The 13,179-nt window shown below is 38.8% G+C and carries 14 protein-coding genes and 1 tRNA gene; 7 read left to right on the forward strand and 8 right to left on the reverse strand.

What is annotated here, in order from left to right; translation table 11 throughout:
* On the reverse strand, nucleotides 1–2,075 hold a 2,075-nt coding region (locus AMDU4_RS02755; RefSeq protein WP_021786462.1), incomplete at its 3' end, for an FMN-binding glutamate synthase family protein.
* A gap of 242 nt (nucleotides 2,076–2,317) precedes the next feature.
* On the opposite strand from AMDU4_RS02755, the gene lipB reads away from it, so the two are divergent.
* Nucleotides 2,318–2,965 (forward strand): lipoyl(octanoyl) transferase LipB, encoded by a 648-nt coding sequence (lipB, locus tag AMDU4_RS02760; RefSeq protein WP_021786463.1) that lies wholly within the window; start codon nucleotides 2,318–2,320, stop codon nucleotides 2,963–2,965.
* Between the two features lie 270 nt (nucleotides 2,966–3,235).
* A complete protein-coding gene (locus AMDU4_RS02765) occupies nucleotides 3,236–3,700 on the forward strand; it encodes a hypothetical protein (protein ID WP_021786464.1) in 465 nt (154 codons plus the stop codon).
* Nucleotides 3,701–3,702: 2 nt separating this feature from the next.
* Here AMDU4_RS02765 and AMDU4_RS02770 read toward each other — a convergent pair whose 3' ends face one another.
* Nucleotides 3,703–4,137: a hypothetical protein gene (locus AMDU4_RS02770; protein WP_290704013.1), complete on the reverse strand. Its 435-nt coding sequence runs from the start codon at nucleotides 4,135–4,137 to the stop codon at nucleotides 3,703–3,705.
* A gap of 75 nt (nucleotides 4,138–4,212) precedes the next feature.
* On the opposite strand from AMDU4_RS02770, the gene AMDU4_RS02775 reads away from it, so the two are divergent.
* Nucleotides 4,213–6,576, forward strand: a complete 2,364-nt coding sequence (locus AMDU4_RS02775; protein ID WP_021786466.1) for a M1 family metallopeptidase — start codon at nucleotides 4,213–4,215, stop codon at nucleotides 6,574–6,576.
* A 1-nt stretch (nucleotide 6,577) separates the two neighbouring features.
* On the opposite strand, the gene AMDU4_RS02780 is transcribed toward AMDU4_RS02775, so the two are convergent.
* Genes AMDU4_RS02780 through AMDU4_RS02790 form a run of 3 tightly spaced genes read right to left on the reverse strand, consistent with a single transcriptional unit; the run spans nucleotide 6,578 to nucleotide 9,910 of the window.
* The gene (locus AMDU4_RS02780; RefSeq protein ID WP_021786467.1) at nucleotides 6,578–7,828 is read right to left on the reverse strand and encodes an alkaline phosphatase family protein; all 1,251 of its coding nucleotides are present in this window, start codon (nucleotides 7,826–7,828) and stop codon (nucleotides 6,578–6,580) included.
* A gap of 58 nt (nucleotides 7,829–7,886) precedes the next feature.
* On the reverse strand, nucleotides 7,887–9,023 hold the full coding sequence (locus AMDU4_RS02785; protein ID WP_021786468.1) for an LUD domain-containing protein: 1,137 nt from the start codon (nucleotides 9,021–9,023) through the stop codon (nucleotides 7,887–7,889).
* Nucleotides 9,020–9,910 carry a (Fe-S)-binding protein gene (locus AMDU4_RS02790; protein WP_021786469.1) on the reverse strand — a complete coding sequence of 297 codons (891 nt, stop codon included), beginning with the start codon at nucleotides 9,908–9,910 and terminating at the stop codon, nucleotides 9,020–9,022. Before AMDU4_RS02790 ends, AMDU4_RS02785 begins: the two co-directional genes overlap by 4 nt.
* Before the next feature lie 168 nt (nucleotides 9,911–10,078).
* Between AMDU4_RS02790 and AMDU4_RS02795 the strand changes: the two genes are divergently transcribed.
* Nucleotides 10,079–10,220 (forward strand) — tRNA-Trp (locus AMDU4_RS02795).
* 49 nt (nucleotides 10,221–10,269) lie between these two features.
* On the opposite strand, the gene AMDU4_RS02800 is transcribed toward AMDU4_RS02795, so the two are convergent.
* From AMDU4_RS02800 to AMDU4_RS02810, 3 genes are all read right to left on the reverse strand, one after another.
* Complete coding sequence (locus AMDU4_RS02800) at nucleotides 10,270–11,247, reverse strand: site-specific integrase (protein WP_021786470.1); 978 nt, start codon at nucleotides 11,245–11,247, stop codon at nucleotides 10,270–10,272.
* Between the two features lie 113 nt (nucleotides 11,248–11,360).
* A complete protein-coding gene (locus AMDU4_RS02805; protein WP_021786471.1) occupies nucleotides 11,361–11,534 on the reverse strand; it encodes a hypothetical protein in 174 nt (57 codons plus the stop codon).
* Complete coding sequence (locus tag AMDU4_RS02810) at nucleotides 11,531–11,671, reverse strand: hypothetical protein (RefSeq protein WP_290704016.1); 141 nt, start codon at nucleotides 11,669–11,671, stop codon at nucleotides 11,531–11,533. Before AMDU4_RS02810 ends, AMDU4_RS02805 begins: the two co-directional genes overlap by 4 nt.
* A gap of 113 nt (nucleotides 11,672–11,784) precedes the next feature.
* Here AMDU4_RS02810 and AMDU4_RS02815 point away from each other — a divergent pair, with 113 nt between their 5' ends.
* The 3 genes from AMDU4_RS02815 to AMDU4_RS02825 all read left to right on the forward strand — a co-directional run.
* Nucleotides 11,785–12,129 (forward strand): zinc-ribbon domain-containing protein, encoded by a 345-nt coding sequence (locus AMDU4_RS02815; RefSeq protein WP_021786472.1) that lies wholly within the window; start codon nucleotides 11,785–11,787, stop codon nucleotides 12,127–12,129.
* Entirely contained in the window at nucleotides 12,126–12,899 is a 774-nt protein-coding gene (locus AMDU4_RS02820; protein WP_021786473.1) for a hypothetical protein, read from the forward strand. Before AMDU4_RS02815 ends, AMDU4_RS02820 begins: the two co-directional genes overlap by 4 nt.
* A partial coding sequence (locus tag AMDU4_RS02825; RefSeq protein WP_021786474.1) for a hypothetical protein occupies nucleotides 12,896–13,179 on the forward strand: 284 nt, incomplete at its 3' end. The genes AMDU4_RS02820 and AMDU4_RS02825, both read left to right, overlap by 4 nt.

Here is a 13,179-nt window from a genome sequence, read left to right on the forward strand (position 1 = left end):
AATGAACCAGCCTCCGGAACATTTATTCTTTCTTCCAGTTCCTCATCCATGTTTACAGCCCTCAGCAATTCCCTGTTTCCAGTGATAGAATACTGCAAATTTGATACTCCCATTGCGCCAGAAATTAATGCAAGTTCCCTCTTAATAATGAGCAGAAAATTAAGGGCTTTTTGATTCAGGTTTGTATAGTTGTTGGCAAGTGAATCGCTGAAAATGTCTGCATTTAAAATAACTGAATCAGCTCCAAGGGCCAGATATTTGATTATATCCCCAGAATTCTTAAATTTTGATATATATGCCATTATATCATATTGATACCTGGAACCCACATTTTTGAGTTTCATATCCAGATCGGATAGTTCGATTTCCTGCGAGTCCGATTCACCTATAATAAATCCATCCATACCTGGATTTGATTTTTCCCCGAATTTTAAATTTTTTATTCTGTATAAATTCCCATCCCTAATAATAGTTATTTTCTTATAATTCTTATAATATTTCCTGTCAATTACTAAATTGCCCATAAATAAGGATGCCCAGTACAGGGATTCCTTTATATCCTCTCTCTGAGATGAAACATCCAGAATAACCGGTATAGACATTCTTATTTTTCCATGGGCAAGGTAAAACGTGGTATCTATGTTTTCTCTATAGGGATCTATAGAGGGCCTTGTAACCTGGGCTCCGTCCAGCCTTATCCAGTCAATTATTCTGCTGGGTTTGACAACCTCCGGAGATGTGGTGCTCCCCATGCTTGTAATGGGAACATCGCCCTTAGTAATCATTTCATTTAAATATTTTCTGTTTGGGGAAAAATTGCCCATATTAGAACTGTGCTTGGAATACTCTGCATCAATCTTTAGTATATTTCCTGCACCCTTAGAAATGTTTTTTGCATACAACAAATTCTTCTTCCCAGTTAATTCATCTACAGATTTAAGTCCCAAATTATCAAGAATGTTTGCAAGTTCCAATCTAAAGCCGGTTATAAAATTAACTATGTTGTTAACTCCGAAATCAATATTATAAACTTTGGTTCCATCGGTCTTATTTGTCAGTGCAGCCGGGCAAAAGCCCAGATTGCATTTTCTTACCATTATGCATCCCATGGAAATTAACACTGCCGTTCCCATGCTAACGACATCCGCACCCAGGGCGTAGAGTTTTGCGGCATCCAGTGCACCTGTTACTCTTCCCGCAGCTATAATTTTAAATCCTTCTCTCAGGCCTTCTCTTACCAGAATATCATGAGATGATGCAACTGCGAGTTCTATGGGTATCCCAAGATTATCCCTTATCACCTCCGGGGTTGCCCCTGTACCGGCACCCTGGCCATCAATTATTACACCATCCGCTCCAGACCTGGCTATCCCTGTAACTATGTATGGTATGTAATTGGTTGCTGCAACCTTTACAAATACGGGCTTGCCGGTAGCAAGTTTTAAAGCTTCAATTCTTTGCGATAGATCCTCTATAGAATAAATATCATGATGCGGTGCTGGAGAAATTGCGTCGATGTTTTCTGGTATCCTCCTTGCCGAAGATATTTTTGATGTGACCTTGCTTGCGGGTAGATGCCCACCTATGCCGGGTTTAGCTCCCTGGCCTATTTTTATAACTATTCCTGACCCTGCATTGATAGTTTTATAATCAACACCAAATCGTGCAGATGCCCACTGCACATAAATTCTCTCATAATTCTCAATTTCCTGAAGAAGCCCGCCTTCACCTGTGCCTGAAAGAGTTTTTGTAATATCTGCTGCCCTGGCAATTGCTATATTGGGATTTCCGCTTAAGGCACCAAATGACATATCGCCTAAATACAATGGAACAGAAAGTTTTAACCCCATGAGGTCTGTTTCAGTATCTGCCAGTGGATTATCCTTTACATTACTGGACAAATTCTTAAAGTAAATATTGTCCAGAATCCTCAAACTAAATTCATCAGGTTGTAAAATATCCAGTGGTTTTCCATCATAAGCGAGTTGCCTTATGTGGTCAATTATCACCGGAGTCCAAAAATCTTCCTCTTTTTGCCGGGGTATATTAATAAAACTATCGATTATATTAGCCATAAGCAATACGATAGAGTATGTCTATCTATCTATATATATTTTTTGACAAAAATGAAGTTATGAACTTTACTAAAATTTTATTAACAGGTCACGATCATTGCCCTGGTGAAGTTATGGTTAAAATCGTTATACACAGGTAATCAGTAAATATTTACAGGGTTATATAAAATATTAATCACTGGAAAACATTTTAAGCGTATGATGATATTACTGTATTAATTCCCAGAATGAGGCGCACAAAAATGATACAGGAGAGAACATCCAGAATCAGCATTTACGATCCCGGAACAGTTGATTACATGGAGGCGTTATCTTTCCAGAAAAAGGTGCATAGTGCAGTGAATGATTATTCAAGAGGCGATGCGTTTATTTTCCTGCAGCATCCTGATGTATATACTGCAGGTGCACATTATAAGGGTGACCTTTCCAGTGCAGTGAAGGTAAATAGGGGAGGCTACATGACATACCATGGGCCCGGACAGCTGGTTGCCTATTACATAGTGAATATGAAAAGGAGAAACATCGATGCCCTAGGGCTTATTAAAATAATACAGAATTCTGTAATAGAATTGCTGGAATCATATGGAATCCATGGAGAGCCAATGCTGAATGAAAAAACCGGTGTCTGGGTAAACAATAAAAAAATTTGCTCTATAGGCATTGGAATAGATAGATTTGCCACAATGCACGGAATGGGGTTGAATATATCCACTGACCTTAAGAAATTTAATTTCATCAATCCCTGCAACTTTTCCCCTGATATAATGACCTCTATGGACAAAATTTCGGGCATTAAACATGATTTTAACTCTGTAAAGGACAAGTTCATTGACATAACAATCAAGAATTTCGAAATAGATGATTATATAATTCATAAATCCATTGATTGAAGCTCTATTTCTGTTTAGAATTTATATTTTAGAGTTAGATGACTTTTATAGTGGTAAATTTCACTGATATTCGCAATCATTTCCTATATCCCGGGATATTCAAGGCAATGGCTCTATATCATAGTAGCCATGCAACATGATTTAGCGTAATTCCAGTAATATCATGATTATTTAGATTTCACCTTCCTGGAACAACCAGCATAGAGGAACTAAGAGCCATATTTTATTGCATAGAGCAAAATATTTATCGAATATCACTATAATAAAAATATGGAAGAATTTCCCAGATTTCATTGCTGTGTAGATCAGAAGGAAGAGGATTATGATTCAGGCATACAGATGTATTTTATGAGGGAATATGATCTTGCTGAGTTATTGGCCAGGCTTATAGACCTTGATGCCCCTCATGCAGAGGAATACAAAAAAATGGTAGAATTCATAAAGTCCCTGGAAAATTATATAATAACCGGAGAAAAACCAGAGGATTTTACTTTTATGGAAAAAATCAAGGGGGAAAAGGGATGGGCAAATGCTTATAAATTAATCCTATGCAACAGCAGAGCGGCACATGTTGCTTTCAGGGCATGCAGAAAAACCATAGAGGTGCTCTATTATTATAGAATTATGTCCAGAATCGATGGCTTTTCCGAAAGGTTTAATCCAGAGAATTTCAGGGCTTTTCTGCTTATGCGGGATATACTCTATAAAAGATCCTTAGACTTAATGGGAAATTAGTTTTATTTTAGTTTATTCTCCGTTACTTTAATAACATATAAGTAATAAAATTCAGACAGTACAATTATTATGAAAGAAACTGCCATCAGAAGGGAATACAGATTTTTTTCATTGAACAGAAACAGGAAGCCTGAGATGCCCGCAACTATCACAAAGAAAAATGACAGAAAACTGGAAATTACTAATTTAGAATTCCTTATCCCCAGGCTAAGCAGAACCATTATAAATGAAACTACAAGTATAAGAAATCCCAGCATCATGTGGAACATAACAACAATGTAATTTGATGGGAAATTGTGTGGGCCCATGTGTGTGATGCTATTCATTGGAGGAAATGAAACATAAAGGTTGATGTACATGCCCAGTAGGAACTGCATAAACAATAAAGCCATGATAACTGTTATCCCCATATAGGCGAAACTGTATTTTTGATCCATATTTCAGTATTCGCTTGTATTATTTAAAATATTCAGGGTTGAAAAAATTTATTAAACCTAAGAATATGAAGTAATATGGAAGTTGTCAATTATAAAATTAAACTGGATATTGATTTTGCAGGAAAAAAATATACGGGAACAGAAAACGTAAAAATTAAGGAAGCAGATAAAAAAGTAACCTTTGACCTGGACAAAATAGATGTCCATGAGATAAAAATCAATGGCTCCAGTGTGAAATATGTAGTTACTGAAGATAACGTGTCATTTTCCACGAATGGCGGCGATATTTCCGTGGATGTGAAATTTTCATCTGACAATAGCAGAGGGCTTAAGGGGTTCTATGTGGCCGGAAACGATAAGGAGTATATACTCTCCACGCAGTTTGAAGAATCTGATGCAAGAAGGGCATTCCCGTGCATAGACAACCCCAGTTATAAGGCAACCTTTGATATTACAATGGTAATTGACAGTGACTTGCAGGCCATATCAAATATGCCAGTAAAATCTGAAACCATAGAGAATAATAAAAAGGTTGTTGAATTCGATCAAACACCAAGAATGGCAACCTATCTTGTCTATCTCGGTGTCGGCCACTTCGATGAAATGGAGGATGAATACAGGGGGAAGAAAATATTTCTCACTGCCATGAAGGGACACCTTACCGGTTCAAAATACCCCATTGAAACAGCAAAAAAATCATTGAATTACCTTGAAACCTACACGGGAATAGATTATATGATTCCGAAGCTGAATCTCATATCCGTGCCGGAGTTTGCAGCTGGTGCCATGGAAAACTGGGGAGCAATCACATTCAGGGAAATCCTGCTGAATATAGACAGATCAACAACAAGCAGGAGTTATAAGAGAACAGCAGAGGTCATTACACATGAGCTGGTACATATGTGGTTCGGTGACCTTGTAACGATGAAATGGTGGAATGACCTGTGGCTAAATGAAAGCTTTGCCACATTCTTTGCGTTTAAAACAGTTGACAGTACCAATCCGGACTGGAAGTTCTTTGGAGATTTTCTTCTTGACCAGACAGATGGTGCATACACCATGGACGCATTGAAAAATTCACATCCAATAAATGCAGATGTTTCTGACCCCAGAAGCATATCACAGCTATCATATGAAATAAGGTATGGGAAGGGCTCAAATGTATTGAGAATGATTGAGGCATATGTGGGCAATGATGTATTCATGAAAGCCATGAGAAATTATCTTAAGGAATTTTCATACAGCAATGCTTCCGGATCCGACCTGTGGAATGCCATAGAAAAGGAGTCAGGCAAGGGCATATCTGCCATAATGGAACAATGGATTTCACAGAAGGGCTATCCCTACCTTACAACGGAAAGGGATGGGGATTCACTTAAAGTTGCCCAGAAGCAGTTCTATTTCCTTGAGGGTGATAAAAACTCCACATGGAAAATACCACTGTTTATAAACAGGTTCTCAAGGGATGAGAAACAGCTAATGGAAGGAAGCGAGATAAAGATAGATGGAGACATACTGTCCCTGAACTATAACCATGACGGGTTTTACAGGGTTTTATACGATGATGCAATGTTCGAGACCATATCAAAGAACCTGCCCCAGGTCACTGCAAATGAAAAATGGGGACTGGCCAACGACCTTTATGCCTTCCTTCTTTCAGGAAAAATCAGTATGACAGAATACGTGAGAAGGCTGGAAAAACTTTATGGCATCAATGAAAATATAGTCATAGACGAAATATCAAAACAGCTTTTTAACCTGTATACAATAACAAACAATCCATATTTCAGAGACCTTGCCAATTTCTATATAAAGGACAAAATGGAGTATATAGAAGCAAACAAAAGGGATGATTTCAATTTCAAAATCACCCTTTCTGGGCTGTATACCAGGCTGGCATATATAAACAGTGATTTCTGTTCATCACTTCTAAAGAAATACAGTGGCTACGAAGATGTGGATCCTGATTTCAGGCTTGCGTATCTTGTTGCACAGGCAAAAATAAACAATGATTTCCAGTATTTTGCAGATATAATACAGAATACCATAAATGATGAGGATAAGACGAAGGCTATAACGGCATCCGGCGTTCTTGAGGGGGATGAAAACCACAGTGCAATTATGGAATTTGTTAAATCTGGAAGAGCCAAAAAACAGGATATGGACTCATTCTTTGTTGCAATGTCGGCAAGTGATGGATCGAGGCAGTATGTACTGGAGAACCTTAAAAATATAGTGGATGTAATGTACAGTTTTGAGCTCAGCCCCCTGAGGATAAACAGATGCGTACAGTCCATGATTGGAAATGCCGGAATAAAAGACCCGGATAAGATGAGGAAAGATGCCGAATCCATAAGAAAGGATGAAATATTCGGCGGAATAAACAAGGGGCTTGAATTCCTTGAAATCTATGAGAATTTAATAAAAAACACCAGATAAATTAATAATTTTTTAAATCCTTTAAATTTATTGCTGCAAATGGTATGATCATTTCTTCCCTGCTTAACCCACCATGCATTCCCCGATCCTTTATTATGTCATCTTCATAATATCTGTACCATACGGTATTGCCGGAATAAGGAAGTACAGTAACATCCCCAATTCTTGATTTATACTTTTCATCCGGCATTTTATCTCCAAGAATACCAGATGCCAGAAGTTCTGATTTGGTTATTACATCTGCCCTGCCCTCAAGCTGATTTTCAAGCGCATACTTCAGCTCTGATGGATTTTCAGTGTGCATGGCCATATCCCTTGGACTCCACGTTTCAGGTATTCTTAATCCGCCTCTGGAAGCCATTAAATTACTTACTCCGGATACATATATTTTATTATATACCGGTGTAAATCCATGGTCTGAAGAAATTATGATGGAAATATCCTGCCCGGCTAGAGCTTTCAGGAGGCCATCGAACATTTCTGCTATATAATGGAGCGATTCAAGATGTTCCGGGCTGCCAGGACCGTAACGGTGCTCCATTTTATCCGGATCCTCAATGTAGAAAAATACATAGGAATCCTCTTTCATTTTTGCAAGAAGTTTTCTCAAAATGAGGAACCCTTCAAAGAGGAAATCATACCGCTTCCTCTCCCTTGCACCGGAATACATAATGCGGCTATAACTGCTCTTCAAAAGGTCAGCATGTGATACAACGTATGATTTCACACCGTTTTCCTTCAATTTTTCATAAAATGTTTTTCCATGGAAAAGTATGGATGGGTCGGGCTTTATTTGCGAAAATCTTTCACGGTCCTGCTTATATGCCGGTATAAAGGGAAGGCTCTTCAGGACCATGTTATACTGCTCTATATAAAGCCTCCATTCAAAGAGGCCATGTTCCGGTGGTGTGGTTCCTGTGTTTATGGTATTGCTGGCAGCCGCAGTTGTGGATGGGAAAATGGCTGTAATTGGAGATACAGTACCCGACCTGTTTATTTCATCAAATGCCTTATAATTTCCAAGATAATTGATCCAGCTGTCGTATCCTAAGCCATCTATATAAACAAATACAACCTTCTTTGGGCCGCATATGTTGCCATAAAGCCTTTTTTCCAGGCCTCTTCCCCTGTGGGATATATTAAATAATGACAGAATAGTATTGTTTATGTTGGAGAAATTATATCCATTGTAATCCGGGTAAACAAAATGGGCATCAGACTTATATCTGTATTCCAGTTCCCTGTCTATCATAGTATTGTATTGACGAATTGTATTAATTCTTTGCCAGATATAAAAAATCAATAAATGTTCAGGCTTCCATGTACCTGAATTTTATCTTTTCTATTACCCTGGGGATATCTATGTCCATGGGGCACACCTCACGGCAACCGCCAGAATGCATGCAAAGCATGGATTTGTCATATTTCTTCATTGTTATGGCTGACCACATTATACCTGTGGGCCCTGTATAGGGGCTGTCACCGAACTCCTTTCCATAAAGTTTATAGGATGGGCACGAGAAATAGCATCTGCCACATCTTATGCATAGCAGGGAATCACGTATATCAGAATCTATTGCCTCCTTTCTGCCATTATCCAGAACTATTAAATGGAATTCCTTAGGCCCTGTAGCCGGTGAAACATGCTGAAGTTCTATATCCCCTGTGGCACTGGGGCCGGATGTAACGTTTATGTATGCCGGTGGGTAGTATCCCGCATAGGATGCCTGCACTATGACCTCATTGAAGGCATCTTTCAGTGTTGGAACTATCTTGTCTATGCCGGTTATGGCTATGTGCACCTGGGGAAGCACGGTATCCATTCTTATATTGCCCTCGTTCTCAATGAGCAGGACGGATCCTGTATCTGCAGCTATGGCATTGGCACCTGTGATGCCCACCTCAGCACCGAGGTATTTCTCCATAAGGAATTTTCTTACCCTGCTGACCATTTCTTCAGCTGAGGTATTTTCATTTATGCTGCTGTCCAGGTTCCTGTTCAGGAGCTTTCCTATTTTATCCTTTGTAAGGTGGATGGCAGGGGCCACAAGATGCGAAGGCATGTCATGATTTATCTGAACAAGATATTCTCCAAGGTCGGTTTCCCATATGTCCTTTCCATCCTTTTCCAGTATCTCCCTTAATTTTATCTCATAAAGGACGTTGGACTTTGAGAGGACTATCTTTGTGTTCTCTCCCAGAATTTCCCGGACAATTTTCATGGCCTCCTCACTATTTTTAGCAAAATGGAAATGCCCTCCAGTTCTTTTAACACTCTCCTCCGTCCTTGAAATATAGGAGTCAATATTGTCCAGCACAACGTTTTTTGTCTTCCTTAGCTCTGCTGCAACATCTCTTATATACGGGTTCTCATCCAGAATTCTCTGCACCTTGGGCGCATTATTCAAAATTGCCCTGTTTACCGCAACGTCCCATTCATAGTTCATGAAACCACCTCTGCCAGATCCTTTATATTGCCTACATATGGTGCAAGATTTTGATAACACAGTGGGCACATCACCAGAACATTTTTATTCACTGAGAGCAGTTTTTCGGCCCGTGACCTGGATATATCCTCACTGTCCTTCGTGGAAACCAGTGATAGTGGTCCTCCACAGCAGCTCCCCATTTCTTTTCCGGTTACAAGGTAATTTTCACTTGCTGATATTCCGGAATTGCTTATTTTTTCCCTTATTGAGCCGTACATTCCCATGGCCCTGGAATAGAGGCATGAATCGTGTATGACATAATCGCCGGTGCCCTTAAAATTGACAAGTTCAAGATAGTTTTTCACCTCAATGTCAAAGTCTATGAAATCTCTGTATCGTTTTAATGCATTTGTTGTATGGGGGTCAACGGTAATAATTTGCTTTATGCCCCTTTCACTGAAAAAATTGTAAAGCTTTTTGCCGTATTCCTTATATTCATTGATAAATCCGGATTCTAGCAGCAATGCACCGGAATATGGTTCCTGGTCATAGAGGTAGCCGAATTTTAAATTGCTTCCTGAAAGCATGGACTTTATGCTATTCAGTATGTTGAAAGCCCTTTTAAGTTCCCCATCATCTGGTTTAATCAAAAATTTCGATGCGGTCATTAGCCTTCTGGGGATATTCAGGCGGTAGATTTTAGGAAATAATGCCTCATAACGTTTCAGGATGCCTGAAATCTGGTACATATAGGATGTATAAAGTACTGTATCGCCGCCATGTGGCAGATCTGCTGTCCAGGAAGAGTATAGTTTTGTATCCAGTGGAAAGGGCAGATAACTTTCCATTAAATTCTGGTAAATTATGTCCCTCATCTTTTGTATTCTTTTCTTGTTTATCTCCATGAAAATAAAGTCCATGGTACTTTATAAATCTATTTATGCACATTATTGCCCCTCTGGAGGGATGAGATTTGAATAGTTTCTGTCAGGCAGGTGTCCATGCTCTGGTGCATAGAAATATTTCCAGGTGAAGCTATAGATATTTATATAAAAAAATAATACAGTGATTAAGGAAGCATGGGGTAGTCAGGTATCCTAGAGGGCTCCAGTCAGTTTGTGATTAGCTAAAGGTCATCTGAATACATGATGAGTGACTGGAACAATGAAACATGGAAGAGACCCTTAGATCTGGGTTCAAATCCCAGTGCTTCCATCACTTACGGAAGCACTTTTGCCTTCCAATTTTTTAATTGCGAAACCAGTCATACACTGCCTCCTAATTCAATTTTAGTAATGCCGGATGTTTGAACCCCGCTCTGAAATCCTTCATTTTTCAGGTTTTCTCCACGAAAAAACTTCTCATTTCTCATATTCTGGTATAAATCGTTTATTTCCACCTGGACATCGGATCCGTTGAGATGGGTGTATGCTGTTGTGGATGCAATGTCAGAGTGCCCCAAGTGTATCTGTATTTTCCTGATGTCTATTCCTGACTTCAATAGCCTGGCTGCACAGAAATGCCTCAATGCATGTGGGTGCGGTTCCCCTACGCCTGATGCCTTTCCTGCCTGCTTCATGTATTTCCTCAACATGGCAGCTGTAAGTCTTCGGTAATCCCCTGTGAATAATGCTTTCTGGTCTGTTTCAGGCCTGTAGTCCAGGATGTATTTGTGGATTGATTCTATTGTGTCGGGAGCGAGAGCCACAAGGCGGTTCTTCTCCTTTTTTGACGATCTTATGAATAATCCTTTCTCTGATACGTCATCCCTGTTTATCCTTACCAGCTCCGATACCCTCATGCCCCCTTCGCCGAATACCTTGATGATTAAGCCTATGGTGAACCACTTCCTCTCATGTTCCTTCTGCTTCAGGCAATCGCGGATTTTGGTATGCATCCTTATTGTGCATGCCTCCAGAATCTTACTGTACTGTTCTTCTGTGGGAAGCCAGGGATCAGGGTCAGGCTCTTTTTTGAAGTGTGGAAGCTTTATATTCTGGCCTGTGTACTCTGCCCACCTCTGCATATCCCCCATTTCAGACCTTAAACTTTTTTTCATTTTTCCATGCTCAAGCTCTTTGGAGCAGTATTCGTAAATCCATTCCATATCGAGGTCGAACACATCCAGGCCGAGCCTTGAAAACCTTTCTATGCATCTTGAGGCGCGTTTCAGTGTTTCCATTGAGTATTCAGGAAGCATCTTAATCCTGAAATACTTCAACGTTTTATCCAGATCATTCATTTATGCTCCCCTCCTGGCATCGGGATATGAACTTTTCAAAACACACTATAGCGGCTTTTACATATAGGCATATGCTGGATCATTGTATGGATCTTTTCCACAAAACTGGCACTTCAATAAATCACCCTGAATTTTTTGATATCTCTGGCAGAATACCTGGAAAAGTTGTCCAGGATTACAAGGCCTGAATCGTATGTTATGATTCCGGAATGAATGTAGCCAAAAACATCCGTGAATTCAATATTCTCTCCATAATTCAGCCTTATCCTGGTTTTTTTGAATATCATGCAGGCACATCCAGTTTTTCCCTATAATCTTTAATAGCTTTCCTCATTAGGCCCGATGGGCTGATTTCCACATGCTCCTTAAAAAATTTAAGGCCCTCATCTTTCAATGTTATGGTAACCCTTTTTTGTTTACTCAATATAATCACTAATAACGTTATATGTTATTAGTCTATAAAGTTTATCACATATAACGTGAATTGTGATTGAACAATGATTTAATTTACTTTTACATATTACGTGAATAGAGATAATGGATCTTGGAAAATATGGAAAGCATGCATACGCGATTATTTTATATATTTTTGAGCACAAAGAGGTCAATATAACTCAGCTTAAAAACATCGTGAAGAATTCACAAACATATACCAGAACGGTTGAAAAATTACAGGAGGATGGAATAGTAAAATCCCGTGATTATGTCCATAACAGAAGGTATGTATTAATTTCACTTACGGACAAAGGCAAAAAAATTGCTGAATTATTAATGTCAACAGACCATATAGCAGAGGGAAAAACAAGGATATGCCCCTACTGCAACACTGAAAATGATATGGATGCAGTCTACTGCAAGCACTGCGGGGCGAGGCTAGAATGAGCAAGAAAAATAAGAATTTTGATGTAAAGGTATTTGCAAACATAGAAAATGTTAAGAAATGCCATGACAATGCGTCTAGACTTTTTAAAGATTCGTTGAATACAAGCAAACCAACCGGCGCTGCCCTTATAGAAATAGGGATAGAGGAACTTGCAAAAGGCTTAATATTACTTATAAACACCCCAAAATCTGATATGCAAAACTCGATCAAACTATACGATAGCATTTTTTCACAATTTGAAGATACAAAGATATTAGGTAATATCAATGATTCTTTAAAGAGTTATGATATTAGGCGTTTTAACACATATGATCATAGAGAGAAACTCAAGGCAATTCAAATAGTTTTAAAATCTATAGATCCATTATACCAAATACTAAAACCTATCCTAGGTAATTTAATTCCATCTTTCAATAAAAATTTTAGCAGCATTTCAAAACTATTTGAGGGGGTTAATTTTGATTTTCCCCCTGCTCTCATTGAAAATTTCAAAAGCATTGATGTGGAAAACTGGGATAAAATCAAAGAATCAGGCCTGTATGTAAACTTTTATGATGAAGCTGTACAAGCCCCGTGCACGTCTGAATTCGATGTGAAGCATCTTATAATGATTTTCATTATATTTTATGGCATTTTAAATTTTTTAATTAGGTTGAATGAGGGGTCTAAATTAGACGAGTTACTACTTGATCAAAAAACCATCTTCGGATTTTTTTATGAGATAATTTTCCCTGAGAAAAAAAACGATTCGGAGGGTGCAGAGGAATGAATTATATTGGAGAATACGAGGTTATAGAAATTCCAAAAATTACCGATATGGAGAATTTTAAAAGTACTTTAAAAAATATGGATGCCGCTAAACAGAAACGTTATCAGGATCTTGATATTGGAGCCTCTATGACAAGCCTTCGCAACCCCCTTAGAAAATTTCAGCAGTCTGTCAAGAACAAAGGTGGATTCAAGAAGTTATTTGATGATAACGATAATATTAGGGTACTCGCAGAAAACCTGCAGAAGAACCTCCATGGTGCGGCACCCCGGCCGGAAGA

This window comes from Ferroplasma sp. Type II (genome assembly GCF_000496155.1).